Below are 18071 nucleotides of genomic sequence, written 5' to 3' on the forward strand. Positions count from 1 at the left end.
AAGGAGCAATGACTACATTCAAACACGCGCTCATCCAATGTGAGTGTGTAGGTAGTTCACGACAAGTAGTCGTTAAGCAATGACCTGGATGTCACTGAATGTCAGGGTTGGTAAAGAAGTTAGGGTAGCAATTTGCTGTTGTACAGCAGCACCGTTACCATCGACATCAAAGAACAATCCACCCGTAAAATTGTTATAGATAAACCGATGAGTGCCGATTGTTGCAGCACCACCCACAAAGAAGTTACCACCAGCAAGCAGACCTTGGGTTAGACCACCACCAAAACCAGAGGCAGAAACCACGATCTTATCAGACCCAGAAACAAAATCAGTGATGAAATCTAGACCTTCTGTAGGATTTGAGAAGGTGAACTCATCGTTACCAACACCACCAACTAAGAAATCAACACCACTACCACCGGTGAGGGTATCGTTACCAGCGTCACCCACTAAGAAATCAACGCCAGCACCCCCACGGAGGATATTGTAGCCAGCATTGCCAATAATCGTGTCATTATTAGCGGTACCTGTCACATTCTCAAAGTTGTTGACAGTAAAGTTGAGCGTTCCCAGAAAAGGAACATTATTCACAGTCAAGCTATTGATAGCCAGGTTCGCCGTAATACTGGTGCTACCAGTTCCAGCGGAGGCGTCAATCGTATCGCCCTTCAGGGTAGAAGCCGTGATGGTTTCAATCCCGTTCAACTGGTCAATACCTCCACCTGCTTTGGTGACAGTACCCGTAGTACCGAGAACTATTGTCTGACCTAAACCACTGTAGTTTGCTGTATCAATACCTGCATCACCGTTGAGGGTATCATTGCCCGTGCTACCACCCAACACATCGTCGCCAGCACCTCCACCGAGAATGTTGTTGCTAGCATTACCAGTAATGCTGTCGTTTTGAGCCGTACCTCTGACGTTCTCAAAGTTTTTGACAGTAAAGTTGAGCGTTCCTAGACCAGGAACATTATTCACAATCAGGGAATGGTTCAATAAATCAACGCTTACTGAAGTTGGACTGATTGCATCAGATGCATCAATCCAGTCGTTGAGTGATGAAGTTGCAATAATTTGCTCGACTTGAACCAGTTGGTCTGTACCAAACCCGATTCCTTTTGTCACGATTCCAGTAGACTTCAGGGTAATTGCCTGACCTAAACCACTATAGTTGGCCGTATCAAATCCAGTGTCACCGTTGATCTGGCTGCTACCACTGGGATCTAACACGAAAAAGGAATCATTACCAGCACCACCAAAGAGGATATCACTGCCTGCACAATTAATCAGAATGTCATTTCCGTTTTCGCCAAACAGAAGATCGTTACCGATTCCACCGATCAGGATATCATTGCCATTGCCTCCAAAAAGGAAGTCATTCTTGCCTTGTCCGAAGAGCAGATCATTACCATCCAGACCGAAAATGATATCACGGGTGGTGTTTGTACCGATCAAAATGTTATTACTAGGTGTTCCAATAATGATGTTCAGTGGATGAAGGATTTGAACGAACTTGGGAGCCACAGCAGGAGCTAGCAGTTTGGAATCAGCCTGGGAGGGGGCTAAAAGTACGTCAGTAGAGGCTGTTCGATTAGCGGTCAAGAATGTCTCGAAAGCGACCTCGTTATTTACTACATCAGTAGAGGCTGTTTGATTAGCGGTCAAGAATGTCTTGAAAGCGACCTCGTTCTTTGCTACATCAGGAGCAAATTTGAAAACAAACTCAGTCGCTACATCGCTATTAGTTTCAATAGTTTCAGCCGCTGGGTTAGCCAAACGGGTTTTTTCAACAAAAGCTGAATCACTGAGCTGACGGGCGAAATCAGCAGCAGCGACTTTGCCGGCAAGTAAGCTCTCACCCAAGGTATCAATGTTCTCAATGTTCAATACAGATATAGCCATATACTTTGATTTTCCTTCCGTTGAATATGTGCCTGGATTTAACTCTATACAAATATAAATAAATCATTAAATTGTCCACAATGAACGGTTTGTAATATGAAGTTTTCGTAAATATTTGCGCTTAACGTAGCGCGAAAGTCCCCACCTTCAGCGTACTCGCAAGGTGGGGATGAATAGCGGGCTGCGACGATTGCATCTATGACCAAAATCGACCGCAAGGTTGATAAGGGAATGGATGTATGAGGAGTAGCCCGCTATTCATTTGGGGATTCTTGAGATTGTATATATTGCTTGATTTTTTCAATTGGTGCGCCGCCAGTAGAAGAGACATAATATGAACTAGACCAAAAAACAGGTTGACGATAAAAATTAGATAGATGTTCTGAGAATTCTTTCTGAATAATTCTGCTTGATGCTGATTTTAGACTACCTACAAGAACGGATAAGTTGTTATCTGGGTGGAAATCAACTAGCAAATGAACATGATCCACTTCGCCTGAAAACTCGATTAGTCTGCACTTGGTTTTTCTACAGACATTTGCAAATATTTCTGGCAACCGTTCCAACATTGAAGCGGTTATTGTTTTGCGTCTGTACTTGGTTACAAACACAAAATGTTGGCGAATAGAGAAAACAGAATGAGAGCCTTTTCTGGGAAGAACTTGACCAAAGAGGCGGAGGGGCAGGGAGCAGGGAGCAGGGGGAGCAATCCCTGTCCCGTTCGCGGAGCGTCTCGCAGAGAAGCCGTGAAGCGGAGCGGAACATGGGTATCTTTGCGGAGCGTCTCGAAGAGAAGCCCCGCCCTTCTAGGGCGCTCTTACTGGGGCGGAGTACAAGCTCCGTCTCAGTTTTCCCCCTTGCTCCCTGCCCCCTGCTCCCCTGCCTCTTTTGACAAGCCTATAGGTCAACTGTAATATCATAGAATAAATGTAAAAAGGAGGCAAATAAATCAGTGGCTACAAGACGGATGACTTTCAGGTTATACCCAAATAAGCAGATAGAGAAGTCTTTGCGGTATCACCGAAAGCTCCATAAAGACTTGTATAATGCTGCTATTTATAACAGATTCACTCAATATCAAAAGTTCAACCACAAGGTTGATTATTTTGAACAACAGAATTGTTTGCCAGAGTTCAAAGAAGTTTGGATAGAGTATAAAGAAATCAATTCACAAGCTCTACAAGCAACTTTAAAACGTGTTGATTTTGCTTTCCAACGCTGGTTTGTAGGATTGGGTAAACGCCCTAAATACAAGTCAATTCGCCATTATTCTGGTTGGACATATCCAGCTAAAACTGGTTATTCTGTAGAATCTAATGGCGAAAATGGGTATTTGAATCTGTCTAAAATTGGACGAATTCAAATGAGGGGTAAAGCTAAGTATTGGGGTAAACCAACTACTTGCACAATTGTTTACAGAAATGGTAAATGGTACGCATCAATCACAATTGATGCTTTAGACCAAGTTCTCAAGCCAGAAATTTTACCAACGGGTGCTATTGGTATAGATTTAGGATGTAAAGCAGCATTGTCAATTACTGATGGCGAAAATCATCAACAGATTGAAGCGCCAAAGTTTTTGAGGAATGCTGAACAGAAAATAAAAAAAGCGTCTAAAGAGAAGAGACGCAAACGCGCACCAAATAGAAAGAAAAAAATTAAAGCTTCTAGAAGATGGAAAAAATCCCAAGCTAAGGTTAGCAAGATAACTCGCAAGGTTGCTAATCAAAGACAGAATTGGGTGCATCAAGTTGCAGCAGAAATAGTCAGCGGTAATAGCTTCGTTGCAACTGAAAAACTAGAAGTAAAGAAGATGACCAGCAAGGCTAAAAAAGGTAAGCGCAAGAAGCAAAAATCGGGTTTGAATAAGTCAATACTTGACGTAGGTTTTGGGATGCTACGCGATACTGTCAAATACAAAGTAGAACAAATTGGTGGTGTATTTGTAGAAGTTCCAACCCTGAAGGTAAGGCCTAGCCAAACCTGTCCAAAGTGCGGTCATCAACATAAGAAAACACTTGATATTAGAGTTCACGAGTGTGGTGTTTGTGGATACCGTCAGGACAGAGATATTGCTGCTGCCGAGGTAATGCTTTACTGGGCTAAAGGCACTCTACCGGAGTCAGGAACTGGCTTCGTAGGCGCAGAGCCATCTAGCTCTACTTCATGTACTCGCAAAAAAGCGGGAAGCATGAAGCAACTAGGGGCAAAGAAGCGTCAAAAATCTACAGAAAGCTTTGCTAGAAACGAACTGAGGGACGTAGAAACCCACAGTTCAGGCGGAGCCAACTGTGGGTAGTTCATCAGCAATTTTCATGCAATAACCACAGATAGCCGTAGGGGCGCTTGCGCCTCTAGGGGTGGGCTTTCTGCTCTAATACTAGTAATGTGGTAGTGGTATATTTGAAAATATGTTAATTAAGCGAAAAAGCCGCAGTGTTGCCGCTATTCTAGCTTTTGCTGGCACGCTGACCGTTTCTGGATTACATAAGTTTTATTTAGGACAGCCGCTATGGGGTGTGTTGTATGTCTTGCTTTCCTGGACGCCTATCCCCAAGGTAGCTAGTGCGATTGAGGGAGTTTGGTACTTAGCGCTAGATGAAGAAGCTTTTGATCGGAATTTTAATCAGGGTAAGTCGCAAGTCTTGAACTCACCGCAGGTAAGCAATCAGGTAGAAACAGTGGCTAACGCCTTGCGGGAGTTAGATGCTCTGCGCCAAGATGGACTGATTACAGAGTACGAATTTGAGCAAAAACGCCGCCAGCTGCTAGACCAAATGACCTAACCTAAGCTAATCATGATGAACAACTGGCTACCTTTGAACTTGAGGTTACAAAAACTCCGTGCCAAAATCCTCAACGACCCCTACTATCGATTACAATCTGGGGAAGAAATTCAGATAGCAGCAAAACTGGGGATGCAAATTGACGCTAATCAGGCGACTGTAGATGATTGGTTACGTCTACCAGGTTTGTCAATTCACCAAGCGCGATCGCTTGTTGAACTTTCGCGTTCAGGTGTTAAATATTACTGTATAGAAGATATTGCTGCAGCTTTAGCAATGCCAGTACAGCGACTAGAACCACTGAAGCAGGTGTTAAGTTTTAATTACTATGACGAAGAATCTCTAGTCAATATTACGCATATAGTTAACCCAAATACAGCCACAGTTGAGAAGCTAGCAGAAGTTCCCTTTATAGATTTGTCTCTAGCCCAAGCAGTGGTGGAAAATCGTTTATCAGGTGGACTATACCGTAACCTAGTTGATTTCCAGCAACGGTTACAACTACCTGGCGATGCGATCGCTCAGTTAATGTATTATTTAAGGTTTTAAAAGTCAGGTACAATAGACCACCCCCGCAAGGGATGAGGGGGCTATGATGTAGGTGACACTCCTACACCAATTGCAAGCAATGTGGTGTAGGCTTCCGAGTCCTGTTAAGGATATCAGGAACTTCTTTAGTGGTACTCCATTTTTCCCACCACAGCATTTTATAGTGAGGTACGTGCCCTGCCCCACTCTTGGTCTTAAAAAAATTCCAAGTTCAAACTAGTTTCCTTGAAAATTTTACTTACAGGAGGTAGCAACGCATACACGGTTGCATTTCCCTATAAAACCCCATATTTTCAGTTTTCTTGGCGCAGCCTCTCCCTTTGGGAGAAGGTACTATGTTAGACCAGCATTTTAGGCTTTGTCGTCACTTATATATTCTAGCAAGAAGTGATTACCTATCTCAAGATATTGATAAAAACTCAACTGCCCTCTAATCTGTTTTACTTGCGGTAAAAAACAATTAGAGGGCGTCTCGTTTTTATCCCGTCATTCATCCCACACCAACTTCGGGTATGGTGTGGGGCTTCTGCCGGGTTAAGCTAAAGGATATTACAATCCAAACTGCTCACTGCTCACTGCTCACTGCTCGCTCTTTCAATCAACCCAAAGCGATCAAGAGGCCAAAAGCGAAATGTGGCGCGACCGATGATATTTTTTTTCGGTAAAAAACCCCAGTAGCGGGAGTCGTTACTATCGTTGCGATTATCTCCCATGACAAAGAATTCGCCTTCGGGGACTTTTACTGGTGGGAAGGGACTATTTGGTGGTTCAGCGATGTAGTCTTCTTGCAAGGGTTGACCGTTGATGTAAACTTTGCCATCAGCAACGTTAATGATCTCTCCAGGCTGACCAATTATGCGCTTGATAAAAGCTTGGTCTTTAGGATATCCGCGCCTTTGTAGTTCTGCCGGAGGCTGAAAAACAATAATATCACCAATTGTGGGGGGGTGAAAATGATAGGAGATTTTTTCTACTACTAGGCGATCGCCTGTATGTAAGGTTGGCACCATTGAGTCTGAGGGTATATAACGGGGTTCAGCGATAAAAGTCCGAATCAGGAAGGCCAAACACAGGGCGATCGCTATCAGAGTCAGATTTTCCTGCCAATTACGGAATATTTTCGCCGATGCAGGAGCCTCTTTCACATCACTTTCGTGAGTCGTCATAAAATTTTTCAGCCAGTTAGAAAAGTGGAACAAATACTTTGATTATTTTTACGCTAAAAGTATGCTTGTAAGCAAGCTGGGTTTTGCACCAACCCATACAAACATCAATAATAAGCGAAGCGCGAGGATAAAATTTGTCCCATCATTCAACGCTAATTGATGAGGTGGGGAGGCTGTAAGATTTATCAACGAACGGTAAAAAAAAGAATTTTATCTGGGTAAGATGAGTACAGAATTAACTTTTTTAATCACTTGATAGGTTTGACTTATTTTTTTATGCAATTGTCTTAGCTCGACTTTATCCATTTTTGAGAAAGTCGATCTCAGAGCATTCGTGAGAGGTTAAGGTCTTATTTGCTTGTCTGTTGATTAACCTTTCCCTTTGCGACCTCAACAGATAATATGATGAGTTAGCATTTCTAAGTCCTATCTCCAAATTCCTAACTCCTAACTTTTCTTGTGCTAGACCAATTTCTCGACGAATCTTCAACACCCCGCAGGCGTTTACCTAATCAACGTTGGCAAATTTCGCCGCAGCAGACAGAATTTGCTCAAAAACTGGCGCTAACGAGGAATATTTCGCCGATTGTCAGCCAATTGCTGGTAAATCGGGGTGTGGAAACGGTAGAACAAGCGCAAATATTTTTAGATCCAGAGTCTTTAGTCTTACCTTCGCCGTTGGAGGAATTTCCTGATCTGCCAATTAGTGTAGAGTTATTGGAAAATGCGATCGCCGCTGGAGAAAAAATTGCTATATGTGGTGATTATGATGCTGATGGGATGACTAGCACGGCTTTATTGTTGCGGAGTCTCCGCAGTTTAGGTGCTGATGTGAATTATGCTATTCCCAGTCGGATGCACGATGGCTATGGGATTAATCAGCGGATTGTGGAAGAATTCCATAGTGAAGGTGTCGGACTGATTCTGACTGTTGATAATGGGATCTCGGCGGTTGAACCAATAAGAAGAGCTAGAGAACTGGGTTTGAAGGTGATTATCACCGATCACCACGATATCCCACAACAATTACCAAATGCTAATGCTATCCTTAACCCCAAACTCATAGCAGAATCTTCACCTTACCGGGGTGTGGCTGGTGTTGGTGTTGCCTATATCTTGGCGGTGTGTCTGGCACAACAATTAGGGAAGACTCACGGCTTAATCCCTCCCATGTTAGCACTATTTACTTTAGGAACGATAGCAGATTTAGCTCCCTTGACTGGGGTTAACCGTCGCTGGGTAAAACGCGGTTTACAATATTTACCCAAGTCTAAATTACCAGGTGTGCAGGCACTGATTCAAGTAGCTGGGGTGCAGGTGAGGGGAGAGGGGGAGACCAACTCCCAAAATCCAAAATCGTTGAAACCGGAGGATATTGGCTTTCGGTTGGGTCCGCGAATTAATGCTATTGGTCGGATTGCTGATCCGCAGATTGTCATTGAACTGCTGACTACAGATGATATGGGAATAGCCCTCGAAAGAGCAAGGCAGTGCGAATCGATTAACCTGCAGCGTCAACAAATGTGTGAGCAAATTGAACTTGAAGCGATCGCTCATGTAGAATCATTATATGCAACATCACTACTACTTGACCGTGTATTAGTCGTTGTCCAACCCAAATGGCACCACGGCGTGATTGGTATTGTCGCCTCGCGCTTGGTGGAACGCTACGGTGTCCCGGTGTTCATTGGTACTTATGAGGATGAGGAACATATTCGCGGTTCAGCGCGGGGAATTCCTGAGTTTCATGTGTTTGCAGCTTTAGAAGCTTGTCACGATTTACTAGGTAAATTTGGCGGACACAAAGCAGCGGGGGGATTTTCTTTACCAGCGGCGAATTTACCAGAATTGCGATCGCGTTTGATTGAATTTGCTAACCAGTGTCTAGAACCCCAACACCTCAAGCCATTACTCAAGATTGATACTCAAGCTAATCTCAGTCAAATCAATCACCAACTTTACCAACAGTTAAATACTCTCCATCCTTGCGGTATCGACAATCCCGATCCAGTTTTCTGGACAGCCAATGTCCAAGTGGTTGAGCAAAAAATCGTGGGGAAGGGACACATCAAGCTCACCGTTGCTCAAACCGTCGCTGATCAACAGTATACAATTAAGGCGATCGCTTGGCGTTGGGGTGACTACTTCCCCCTACCAACCCGTGTCGATATCGCCTACAAACTGCGAGAAAATTACTTTAATGGCAATACCACTATCGAGATGGAATTAATCGGAGTCCGACTCCCAACCCAGATTCACCCATTTTTCCCCTCACCCCCTACCTCAAAAGCCACCTTTGAGTACAATGGGCGTCCCTACACTTGCGCTATGTATCATCAGGGTTCCATACCAGAATTAAGAATTAAAAATCCTGAAGGAAAAATTTTAGTTATGCAGCCAGGACAGAAAATGGGTTTATTGGGCAATAATCGTCAAGATGCTGTAGAGGTTGATATATCTCTACCACATTATGACAAAATTATTCAAGCTGCCCTGCAAGCGTTATCAGTCATGAGTCAGGAGTGAGGAGTTAAGAGTACTCCTCACTCCTAACTGTGTCAAAGGTCGCCGTTGCGAAATGCTAGGACAAAAATTACTATTGGACCGGCTATCACGATTAAGCCGACAAACAGTAGCTGAAAAATCACTTCCCAATTGATGTTGGCTAAAACGTCAAACATTTTTCCTCCTTTTGTCTCAATTGCCTGAAAAAATTCAAAAGCTGATTCTTGTAAGCCTACACTCTACCAAAGGTCAGTGTAGGTAGTTGACTAGCTTAATTGCAAAACCCGCAATTGATCATATCTGTCTATGGGGTGTAACATTTAATTTACTTAACAAAATTATAAAAAAATACATAAAAACGTAAAATATTGGGGATTGGGGATTGGGGATTGGCGATTGGGGATTGGCGATTGGCGATTGGCGATTGGCGATTGGGAGTTAGACAAATGACAAATGACAAATGACAAATGACAAATGACAAATGACCAATGACAAATGACCAATGACAAATGACAAATGACAAATGAAGGTGAAAAAATGGCAAATTGGCAATGTGTAAAGCAATGTGGCGCCTGCTGTAATCTTGAGCCAGCAGATCGACCAGACATAGAGGAGTATCTCTCACCCGCAGAACTGGAACTTTATTTCAGCATGGTAGGCGAAGGGGGATGGTGCGTTAATTTTGACCATACCACAAGAGAATGCCGCATCTACGCAAATCGTCCTCGTTTCTGTCGTGTAGAAGCACATATATTTGGCGATATGTATGGGATTGAGCCTGAAGACGTGAATGATTTCGCCATTGACTGCTGTCGTCAACAAATAGAAGGGGTGTACGGTGACAGAAGTCTGGAAATGCTACGCTTCGACAAAGCTGTGGGACTGTGAAGATTGGGGACACTTCGGCAAGCTCAGTGCATCGCTGGGGACTGGGGATTGGGAGAGCAATCTCCTAGTCAAGTATTTGCCGGACTTCCACGGACATTTATTGACAAACCGCACCAAAAACCTTGCACGCGTATGGTGCAGACCCTACGCGCTCACAGGGCTTCTCTCACCACATGTTTCAAGAAAATTTACATAAACCTTCTAGACCCACCTGTACTGTTTATGTGATGATTTGAAAAGCTTGCCTTACAAGTAAATTTGTGTTACTGACTTCTATCAAAACCAAGTTAAAATTGACTGCCGACCAGAAAATTCTGATGTCAAAACATGCCGGCATATCCCGATTTACATACAATTGGGGACTCGCCACATGGCAAGCATTGTATCAATCAGGATATCAACCCAATCACTTGATTTTGAAAAAGTTCTTTAATAATGAAGTCAAGCCATTTTTGACATGGATTAAAGAAAAAGGTATTTGTCAAAAAATCACGGAATTTGCTTTTGATAATTTAGGGAAAGCTTTTAAGAACTTCTTTTGTAAACGTGCAGAGTATCCCAAGTTTAAAAGAAAAGGCAGAAATGAGAGTTTTACAATTAATGCAGGTGGTAAACCAATAAATATCGGTGGTAAACGCATTAAATTACCAACGATTGGCTGGGTTGCAACTTATGAATCTTTACTTCACACCACAACCACAAAGGTTACTATATCTCAATCTGCGGGAGATTGGTACATTTCTTGTTCTTATGAAATAGAACCAGAAATTACCAAAAAAGAACATGATTATGTCGGGGTTGATTTAGGCATAAAAACCTTAGCTACCTTATCAACAGGAGTGATTTTTGTCAATCCGAAAGCTTTAAAAAGTGCCAGGAGAAAGTTAACAAGATTACAACGTCAACTTACAAGAAAAATTAAGGGAAGTAATCGTTACAAAAAACAAAAGTTGAGAATATCTAAACTGCATCGACGTATTACTAATATACGTATTGATGCCACTCATAAAGCAACTACATTTATCTGCAAAAACCACGCAGTTGTTGCTTTGGAGGATTTGAATACTTCGGGGATGTTGAAAAATCATAAGTTAGCCGGTGCTGTCAGCGATGCCAATTTTTATGAATTCCGTAGACAAATAGAATATAAAGTAATTAGATATGGTGGAACTGTCGTATTTGTAGATAGATTTTACCCATCTAGTAAAACTTGTGCAAATTGTGGAGAAATTCAAGAAATTAGTCTATCACAGCGGGTTTACGAGTGTAAAAAATGTCAGCATACTGAAGACAGAGATTTAAATGCATCTAAAAATCTCGAAAAATATGCACGTCAGGCTAAAGCGTGTCTGGACGTTAAGGGATAGCCGCTCCCATGCTCCCGTTGAAACGTCAAGTAATGTCTGGATTTGTCCAGCTTTTATGTAGCAGCAATCTCCTAGTTGCAATTTATGACAGAGATCTGAGAAAATGAAAAGAATATGAAAACAAACTAGAAACAATACTACTGCCTGTGAAACTTGAATCTGTACCTTTAAGCCTTTCTGGCATATCTGAGACTGTCAGCCAGTCAGAAATAAAAGACAGCACCGATAGTAACTTAACTAGTGCGATCGCTGATGGGGTTGCGCCGATAGTTGTCGAGAGTCCAAAAAAGCCAGAATCACTGGCGGTTGTTTTCGCTACGACCTTCGCGACTATTTTTTTAGCAGAAATTGGAGATAAGACTCAGCTATCTACCCTGTTAATGAGTGCGGAATCCCATGCGCCGTGGGTAGTATTTATTGGGTCTGCGGCGGCACTTGTAACCACCAGCTTATTAGGCGTATTGTTAGGTAGTTGGATAGCTGCTCGACTTAGCCCGAAAACCGTAGAAAAATCAGCAGGAGTAATGTTGTTGCTGATTTCGGTGATGTTGTTTTGGGATGTAGTGATTGGTCAATAGTCAATAGTCAGTTATCAACCTTCAAAAAAATATCATGGATTGGCATCTTTTAGGATTAAGTTTTATTACAGTTTTTTTATCAGAATTAGGTGACAAGAGTCAGTTAGCGGCGATCGCCCTTTCTGGTCGCAGTCAATCTCCGCGTGTTGTATTTTTTGGCACAGCTGCTGCCCTGCTTTTAACTAGTTTATTGGGAGCATTAGCAGGGGGTGCGGTGGCGGAATTATTACCTACACGCTTGTTAAAGGCGATCGCCGCTGTGGGATTTGCGATCCTCGCTACACGTCTGCTGTTATTCAGCGATTCCGAACAAGCACCATAACTCCACTCCACTGTTGATGAAGGCAAAAATACCCCTCCTCGCTTGCGGGGAGGGGTTCTGAGGATTTTACACTGGTTGTCGCCAACACCAGTTCAAAAGTATCCCACCGGCTACGAGTTTGACTGCTTCGAGTGCAAAATAACCACCGTGGAGTAAATTCATCGTGGCTGGAATTGTTGTCTCCCCTGCAAATAGGTTGAGATTAACTCCTGTAGCGCACATTTGCGGTGTAAAAAAATAGGTCTCCAGCAGAGCTACAGCCAGCAGCATTACAGATAAAATAATGCCATTTAGACGCCACTGAGATTGAGTTTTACTCAAAGCTAGTATGCCAGTCAATACTACAGATGCAGATAATAATTCCAGGCGATTAAAATTCCAAAAAATCACATAGCCTGCTGTAGTAAAGCTCGCTTGGGTAATCATGCCAGAAATGTACATACTAGGCATAATTACCCAGTCTAAAACTAGGCTAGCACTCAGCCAGAAGCCTAGAGTTAATAAGATAGCTCTTTGCCAAATTGACTGATTGAATTGAAGGTTAGAAATAGCATTCATAAAATAATTGCCTCTGTTGTATCTTTAGTTTCTAACCTAGGAGTTAGTTTGACAACACTTATCAATTAACTTTTACAAAACAGCGAAAAGATTAAATAATTCAGGGTTGCCAGCTTATATTAGATTAATAAATATTAATTTTTGTTTACAGTAATTTTCATGCAATAACCACAGATTCTTGTAGGGGCGCAAGGCCTTGCGCCCCAAAAGCGTGGTCTATTTACCTGAAGATGGCTGTAAATTCAGGTCAATCTCAGTTAAATTCAGGTCAATCTCAGTTAAATTCAGGTCAATCTCAGTTAAATTCAGGTCAATCTCAGTTAAATTCAGGTCAATCTCAGTTAAATTCAGGTCAATCTCAGTTAAATTCAGGTCTTAAGCAACCTAAAACGTGTGAAAATTAAGACTTACCAAGGTCTTGAGCAGCTGAAAATACCAATGTTTGCCAAATTTAACCCCAACTATCAGTATCAGCCTGGTGGTAGTCTTCCGCCGGATGCGCCAACTTATGTAGTGCGACAGGCTGATACTGAACTTTACGAAGGGTTATTAGCTCTTGAGTACTGCTATGTCCTCAACGCTAGACAGATGGGGAAGTCCAGCCTAAGAGTGCGGACAATGGAGAAGTTGCGATCTACAGGATTTGCTTGTACAGAAATTGAATTGAGCGGGATTGGTAGCCAGCAAATAACTGCTTCGCAATGGTATGGGGGGATTATTCAGGAATTGGTCAGCGGTTTTGGGTTGCAAATAAACCGGCGCAGTTGGTTAAAAGAAAGGGACGATCTTTCCCCCATCCAGTGCTTAAATGAATTTATTGAAACAGTCTTGTTGACGCAGATTCAAACAAAAATTGTCATTTTTATCGACGAAATTGATAGCGTACTGGGTTTGAAGTTTTCCACTGACGAATTTTTTTCTCTGATTCGTCATTGCTATGAAAATAGAGCTATTAAACCAGCCTATAGGCGATTGTCTTTTGCTTTGTTGGGAGTAGCTACGCCCTCAGATTTGATTCAAGACAAACACTATTCTACGCCTTTTAACATTGGTCGAGCCATTGAAATTCAAGGGTTCAATGTCAACGAGAGCCAGCCTTTGGTCAACGGATTTGTCGGCAAAGTTAGCAACCCGGAAGCCGTCTTAAAAGAAGTTTTATATTGGACTAATGGACAGCCTTTTCTTACTCAAAAACTCTGTTGGTTGATTGTCCATTTTTACCTGAATAGCACAGAAATTCATCCTCCTCAAGCAGGCGAAGAACAGGCGTGGGTTGAGGAAATTGTGCAGAGCAAAATTATTGAAAATTGGGAAGCTCAGGACGAACCTGAGCATTTAAGAACTATTCGCGATCGCCTGCTGCGTAATTCTTCAAGAAGCCAACAATTATTACAACTATCCCAGCAGATTCTCCAACAGGGAAGAATCCCCGCTCAGAACTCCTCGGAACATCTGGAATTGCGGTTGACCGGACTTGTCGCCCAATACCAAGGAAGTTTAACGTAGCGCGAAAGTCCCCACCTTCAGCGTACTCGCAAGGTGGGGATGAATAGCGGGCTGCGACGATTGCATCTATGACCAAAATCGACCGCAAGGTTGATAAGGGAATGGATGTATGAGGAGTAGCCATTCATTCATTTGGGGATTCTTGAGATTGTATATATTGCTTGATTTTTTCAATTGGTGCGCCGCCAGTAGAAGAGACATAATATGAACTAGACCAAAAAACAGGTTGACGATAAAAATTAGATAGATGTTCTGAGAATTCTTTCTGAATAATTCTGCTTGATGCTGATTTTAGACTACCTACAAGAACGGATAAGTTGTTATCTGGGTGGAAATCAACTAGCAAATGAACATGATCCACTTCGCCTGAAAACTCGATTAGTCTGCACTTGGTTTTTCTACAGACATTTGCAAATATTTCTGGCAACCGTTCCAACATTGAAGCGGTTATTGTTTTGCGTCTGTACTTGGTTACAAACACAAAATGTTGGCGAATAGAGAAAACAGAATGAGAGCCTTTTCTGGGAAGAACTTGACCAAAGAGGCGGAGGGGCAGGGAGCAGGGAGCAGGGGGAGCAATCCCTGTCCCGTTCGCGGAGCGTCTCGCAGAGAAGCCGTGAAGCGGAGCGGAACATGGGTATCTTCGCGGAGCGTCTCGAAGAGAAGCCCCGCCCTTCTAGGGCGCTCTTACTGGGGCGGAGTACAAGCTCCGTCTCAGTTTTCCCCCTTGCTCCCTGCCCCCTGCTCCCCTGCCTCTTTTGACAAGCCTATAGGTCAACTGTAATATCATAGAATAAATGTAAAAAGGAGGCAAATAAATCAGTGGCTACAAGACGGATGACTTTCAGGTTATACCCAAATAAGCAGATAGAGAAGTCTTTGCGGTATCACCGAAAGCTCCATAAAGACTTGTATAATGCTGCTATTTATAACAGATTCACTCAATATCAAAAGTTCAACCACAAGGTTGATTATTTTGAACAACAGAATTGTTTGCCAGAGTTCAAAGAAGTTTGGATAGAGTATAAAGAAATCAATTCACAAGCTCTACAAGCAACTTTAAAACGTGTTGATTTTGCTTTCCAACGCTGGTTTGTAGGATTGGGTAAACGCCCTAAATACAAGTCAATTCGCCATTATTCTGGTTGGACATATCCAGCTAAAACTGGTTATTCTGTAGAATCTAATGGCGAAAATGGGTATTTGAATCTGTCTAAAATTGGACGAATTCAAATGAGGGGTAAAGCTAAGTATTGGGGTAAACCAACTACTTGCACAATTGTTTACAGAAATGGTAAATGGTACGCATCAATCACAATTGATGCTTTAGACCAAGTTCTCAAGCCAGAAATTTTACCAACGGGTGCTATTGGTATAGATTTAGGATGTAAAGCAGCATTGTCAATTACTGATGGCGAAAATCATCAACAGATTGAAGCGCCAAAGTTTTTGAGGAATGCTGAACAGAAAATAAAAAAAGCGTCTAAAGAGAAGAGACGCAAACGCGCACCAAATAGAAAGAAAAAAATTAAAGCTTCTAGAAGATGGAAAAAATCCCAAGCTAAGGTTAGCAAGATAACTCGCAAGGTTGCTAATCAAAGACAGAATTGGGTGCATCAAGTTGCAGCAGAAATAGTCAGCGGTAATAGCTTCGTTGCAACTGAAAAACTAGAAGTAAAGAAGATGACCAGCAAGGCTAAAAAAGGTAAGCGCAAGAAGCAAAAATCGGGTTTGAATAAGTCAATACTTGACGTAGGTTTTGGGATGCTACGCGATACTGTCAAATACAAAGTAGAACAAATTGGTGGTGTATTTGTAGAAGTTCCAACCCTGAAGGTAAGGCCTAGCCAAACCTGTCCAAAGTGCGGTCATCAACATAAGAAAACACTTGATATTAGAGTTCACGAGTGTGGTGTTTGTGGATACCGTCAGGACAGAGATATTGCTGCTGCCGAGGTAATGCTTTACTGGGCTAAAGGCACTCTACCGGAGTCAGGAACTGGCTTCGTAGGCGCAGAGCCATCTAGCTCTACTTCATGTACTCGCAAAAAAGCGGGAAGCATGAAGCAACTAGGGGCAAAGAAGCGTCAAAAATCTACAGAAAGCTTTGCTAGAAACGAACTGAGGGACGTAGAAACCCACAGTTCAGGCGGAGCCAACTGTGGGTAGTTCATCAGTCAAGAACCCAATCTACGCTAGAGTCTTCAATTTGGATTGGATAAATCAAAACTTAGCAGAACAAGTTGCAAATTCCAAGATAGTTTCTACCAAATCTACCCTGATGTTTACAGGGATAGGAGGTTCTCAAGACGATACCTCTAAGATTATACAGCAAGACTGGGAACAGATGCGTCACTATTGCCAACAATTTGGCGGAAAATTTCTCAAGTCTTTCGACGATGGATTATTATTTTCCTTTGAGAGTGCTAAAACTGCAGTTAACAGTGCGATAGAGATACAAAAAAACCTAGCGATCGCTGCCACTAATTTGCCACAATCAGATAGACTGGTGCATAAAATTGGCATTCACCTGGGAGAGGTATCTATCAGAGACGATGATGTTTTAGTCCAAGGGGTAAACTTGGTGGTACAAGTCCACACAAAGGCTGAACCCGGAGGAATTTGCTTAACTCAAACCGTCTACGAGCAAGTTAAACATCACTTACAGGTAAATGCTCTTAATTTGGGGCAGCACAGCTTCAAAGATATTTCAGAAGCTGTCTATTTATACCACATTAGCTCCTATCGTTTTGTGTCTATCAAAAATACTGTCAACTCCGTTAATTTCCCTTCTTACCCAAGTGGCGCAGTTCCCCTCGATTCGCCTTTTTATATAGAACGATCTGCGGTGGAAACACAAATTAGAGAAGAAATCAAAAAACCAGGTGCTTTAGTCCGGATTAAAGCACCGAGAGAAATGGGTAAAACTTCTTTACTATTAAGAACCTTAGATTATGCCTCGCGCCAAGGCTACCACACTGTAAGTTTAAATCTAGAGCAAATTGACGATGTAATTTTGAACGATTTGCAGCGATTTTTGCGCTGGCTGTGTGCCAATGTTACCTATCAACTTAAGTTAGAAGTTAAGTTAGATGATTATTGGGATGAAGAGATCGGCAGCAAAATTAGTTGTTCCCTCTATTTTCGCAACCATATATTAAAGCAAATTGATGCTCCTGTGCTATTATCACTAGATGAAGTCCAATGTATTTTTGAGCATCCTTTGGTAGCGAAAGATGTCTTACCTTTGTTTCGTTCGTGGTATGAGGACGCTAAGAGAGAACCAATCTGGCAAAAGTTACGGCTGATTATAGTTCACTCAACAGAAATTTATGTACCTCTGCAGTTAAAGCAATCTCCATTTAATGTCGGGCTACCCATAGAGTTAAATAATTTCAATCTAGAGCAGGTACAGCAGTTAGCTCAACGCTATGGACTCAACTGGACTGATGGACAGGAAGCTACACAACTGATGACTCTGGTAGAAGGACATCCAGCATTGGTACATATGGCTATTTATCATCTCAGTCGGGGCGAAATTACCTTTGCTCAATTCCTCGATACAGCAGCTACATCAAGCGGAATTTATTCTTCTCATTTGCAGCGTTATCAAGTAATATTGCAAGAACAACCTGAATTAGCAAAAGCATTAGATACCGTCATCAATGCTCCAGAACCGATATCATTAGATTCGCTGATGACGTATAAACTCAGCCGTATGGGGCTGATTAAACAGTTAAGACATAAAGTGATACCAACCTGTGAATTATATCGGCAGTATTTTAGAGCTTTGTAGGGGCGCAAGGCCTTGCGCCCCTAGGGACAATCATCCTTCCTCACATAGCCGATAAAATGGGTGTTACCCCTCATAGGACGGAAAAATTAGGGTTTTTGGCGTTGTTTGATGATTTGTCGGGGCGCAAGGCCTTGCGCCCCTAGGGACA

Annotated in this window: 18 protein-coding genes; 11 read left to right on the plus strand and 7 right to left on the minus strand. The window is 42.4% G+C overall.

The window, feature by feature from the left end; translation table 11 throughout:
• Nucleotides 1–72: 72 nt before the first annotated feature.
• Together HEQ19_25940 and tnpA (HEQ19_25945) are read right to left on the minus strand one after the other, a co-directional pair.
• Complete coding sequence (locus HEQ19_25940; protein ID WYM02407.1) at nucleotides 73–1902, minus strand: calcium-binding protein; 1830 nt, start codon at nucleotides 1900–1902, stop codon at nucleotides 73–75.
• Nucleotides 1903–2156: 254 nt separating this feature from the next.
• Nucleotides 2157–2588, minus strand: coding sequence for an IS200/IS605 family transposase (tnpA, locus tag HEQ19_25945; protein WYM03629.1), 432 nt, complete (start codon nucleotides 2586–2588; stop codon nucleotides 2157–2159).
• 281 nt (nucleotides 2589–2869) lie between these two features.
• Between tnpA (HEQ19_25945) and HEQ19_25950 the strand changes: the two genes are divergently transcribed.
• The 3 genes from HEQ19_25950 to HEQ19_25960 all read left to right on the plus strand — a co-directional run bounded on the left by HEQ19_25950 (nucleotide 2870) and on the right by HEQ19_25960 (nucleotide 5237).
• Complete coding sequence (locus HEQ19_25950; GenBank protein ID WYM02408.1) at nucleotides 2870–4201, plus strand: transposase; 1332 nt, start codon at nucleotides 2870–2872, stop codon at nucleotides 4199–4201.
• Between the two features lie 112 nt (nucleotides 4202–4313).
• Nucleotides 4314–4688: an NINE protein gene (locus tag HEQ19_25955; protein ID WYM02409.1), complete on the plus strand. Its 375-nt coding sequence runs from the start codon at nucleotides 4314–4316 to the stop codon at nucleotides 4686–4688.
• Nucleotides 4689–4703: 15 nt separating this feature from the next.
• A complete protein-coding gene (locus HEQ19_25960; protein WYM03630.1) occupies nucleotides 4704–5237 on the plus strand; it encodes a ComEA family DNA-binding protein in 534 nt (177 codons plus the stop codon).
• 572 nt (nucleotides 5238–5809) lie between these two features.
• On the opposite strand, the gene lepB is transcribed toward HEQ19_25960, so the two are convergent.
• Nucleotides 5810–6403, minus strand: coding sequence for a signal peptidase I (gene lepB / locus HEQ19_25965; protein ID WYM02410.1), 594 nt, complete (start codon nucleotides 6401–6403; stop codon nucleotides 5810–5812).
• Nucleotides 6404–6862: 459 nt separating this feature from the next.
• On the opposite strand from lepB, the gene recJ reads away from it, so the two are divergent.
• Nucleotides 6863–8929 (plus strand): single-stranded-DNA-specific exonuclease RecJ, encoded by a 2067-nt coding sequence (recJ, locus tag HEQ19_25970; protein ID WYM02411.1) that lies wholly within the window; start codon nucleotides 6863–6865, stop codon nucleotides 8927–8929.
• A 32-nt stretch (nucleotides 8930–8961) separates the two neighbouring features.
• Here recJ and HEQ19_25975 read toward each other — a convergent pair whose 3' ends face one another.
• Complete coding sequence (locus HEQ19_25975) at nucleotides 8962–9084, minus strand: photosystem II reaction center protein Ycf12 (protein WYM02412.1); 123 nt, start codon at nucleotides 9082–9084, stop codon at nucleotides 8962–8964.
• A 149-nt stretch (nucleotides 9085–9233) separates the two neighbouring features.
• Nucleotides 9234–9452 carry a hypothetical protein gene (locus HEQ19_25980; protein WYM02413.1) on the minus strand — a complete coding sequence of 73 codons (219 nt, stop codon included), beginning with the start codon at nucleotides 9450–9452 and terminating at the stop codon, nucleotides 9234–9236.
• On the opposite strand from HEQ19_25980, the gene HEQ19_25985 reads away from it, so the two are divergent.
• From HEQ19_25985 to HEQ19_26000, 4 genes are all read left to right on the plus strand, one after another.
• Nucleotides 9446–9796, plus strand: coding sequence for a YkgJ family cysteine cluster protein (locus HEQ19_25985; protein ID WYM02414.1), 351 nt, complete (start codon nucleotides 9446–9448; stop codon nucleotides 9794–9796). The two genes, HEQ19_25980 and HEQ19_25985, sit on opposite strands and share 7 nt — an antisense overlap.
• Before the next feature lie 260 nt (nucleotides 9797–10056).
• Nucleotides 10057–11163: an RNA-guided endonuclease TnpB family protein gene (locus HEQ19_25990; GenBank protein ID WYM02415.1), complete on the plus strand. Its 1107-nt coding sequence runs from the start codon at nucleotides 10057–10059 to the stop codon at nucleotides 11161–11163.
• A gap of 146 nt (nucleotides 11164–11309) precedes the next feature.
• Nucleotides 11310–11741, plus strand: a complete 432-nt coding sequence (locus tag HEQ19_25995; protein ID WYM02416.1) for a TMEM165/GDT1 family protein — start codon at nucleotides 11310–11312, stop codon at nucleotides 11739–11741.
• 34 nt (nucleotides 11742–11775) lie between these two features.
• Nucleotides 11776–12063: a TMEM165/GDT1 family protein gene (locus HEQ19_26000; GenBank protein ID WYM02417.1), complete on the plus strand. Its 288-nt coding sequence runs from the start codon at nucleotides 11776–11778 to the stop codon at nucleotides 12061–12063.
• 66 nt (nucleotides 12064–12129) lie between these two features.
• Here the strand turns inward: HEQ19_26000 and HEQ19_26005 are convergent, their stop codons facing one another.
• Nucleotides 12130–12621 carry a hypothetical protein gene (locus tag HEQ19_26005; GenBank protein ID WYM02418.1) on the minus strand — a complete coding sequence of 164 codons (492 nt, stop codon included), beginning with the start codon at nucleotides 12619–12621 and terminating at the stop codon, nucleotides 12130–12132.
• Between the two features lie 438 nt (nucleotides 12622–13059).
• Between HEQ19_26005 and HEQ19_26010 the strand changes: the two genes are divergently transcribed.
• A complete protein-coding gene (locus HEQ19_26010) occupies nucleotides 13060–14127 on the plus strand; it encodes an AAA-like domain-containing protein (protein WYM02419.1) in 1068 nt (355 codons plus the stop codon).
• A gap of 124 nt (nucleotides 14128–14251) precedes the next feature.
• Here HEQ19_26010 and tnpA (HEQ19_26015) read toward each other — a convergent pair whose 3' ends face one another.
• Nucleotides 14252–14683, minus strand: a complete 432-nt coding sequence (gene tnpA / locus HEQ19_26015) for an IS200/IS605 family transposase (GenBank protein ID WYM03631.1) — start codon at nucleotides 14681–14683, stop codon at nucleotides 14252–14254.
• A gap of 281 nt (nucleotides 14684–14964) precedes the next feature.
• Here tnpA (HEQ19_26015) and HEQ19_26020 point away from each other — a divergent pair, with 281 nt between their 5' ends.
• Together HEQ19_26020 and HEQ19_26025 are read left to right on the plus strand one after the other, a co-directional pair.
• Complete coding sequence (locus HEQ19_26020; protein WYM02420.1) at nucleotides 14965–16296, plus strand: transposase; 1332 nt, start codon at nucleotides 14965–14967, stop codon at nucleotides 16294–16296.
• The gene (locus HEQ19_26025; protein WYM03632.2) at nucleotides 16289–17923 is read left to right on the plus strand and encodes an AAA-like domain-containing protein; all 1635 of its coding nucleotides are present in this window, start codon (nucleotides 16289–16291) and stop codon (nucleotides 17921–17923) included. The genes HEQ19_26020 and HEQ19_26025 overlap by 8 nt, the downstream gene beginning before the upstream one ends.
• The last annotated feature ends 148 nt before the right edge of the window (nucleotides 17924–18071 follow it).

It is taken from the genome of Gloeotrichia echinulata CP02 (assembly GCA_038087035.1).
Classification (GTDB): Bacteria; Cyanobacteriota; Cyanobacteriia; order Cyanobacteriales; family Nostocaceae; genus Gloeotrichia; species Gloeotrichia echinulata.

Bases quoted from the DNA above. Each gene is read 5' to 3' on its own strand.
- HEQ19_25985 (WYM02414.1), top strand. From the start codon at position 9,446: ATGGCAAATTGGCAATGTGTAAAGCAATGTGGCGCCTGCTGTAATCTT.
- HEQ19_25975 (WYM02412.1), bottom strand. From the start codon at position 9,084: ATGTTTGACGTTTTAGCCAACATCAATTGGGAAGTGATTTTTCAGCTA.
- HEQ19_26010 (WYM02419.1), top strand. From the start codon at position 13,060: ATGTTTGCCAAATTTAACCCCAACTATCAGTATCAGCCTGGTGGTAGT.
- HEQ19_25955 (WYM02409.1), top strand. From the start codon at position 4,314: ATGTTAATTAAGCGAAAAAGCCGCAGTGTTGCCGCTATTCTAGCTTTT.
- HEQ19_26000 (WYM02417.1), top strand. From the start codon at position 11,776: ATGGATTGGCATCTTTTAGGATTAAGTTTTATTACAGTTTTTTTATCA.
- HEQ19_26020 (WYM02420.1), top strand. From the start codon at position 14,965: ATGACTTTCAGGTTATACCCAAATAAGCAGATAGAGAAGTCTTTGCGG.
- HEQ19_25950 (WYM02408.1), top strand. From the start codon at position 2,870: ATGACTTTCAGGTTATACCCAAATAAGCAGATAGAGAAGTCTTTGCGG.
- HEQ19_25940 (WYM02407.1), bottom strand. From the start codon at position 1,902: ATGGCTATATCTGTATTGAACATTGAGAACATTGATACCTTGGGTGAG.
- HEQ19_26005 (WYM02418.1), bottom strand. From the start codon at position 12,621: ATGAATGCTATTTCTAACCTTCAATTCAATCAGTCAATTTGGCAAAGA.
- lepB (WYM02410.1), bottom strand. From the start codon at position 6,403: ATGACGACTCACGAAAGTGATGTGAAAGAGGCTCCTGCATCGGCGAAA.
- HEQ19_25960 (WYM03630.1), top strand. From the start codon at position 4,704: ATGAACAACTGGCTACCTTTGAACTTGAGGTTACAAAAACTCCGTGCC.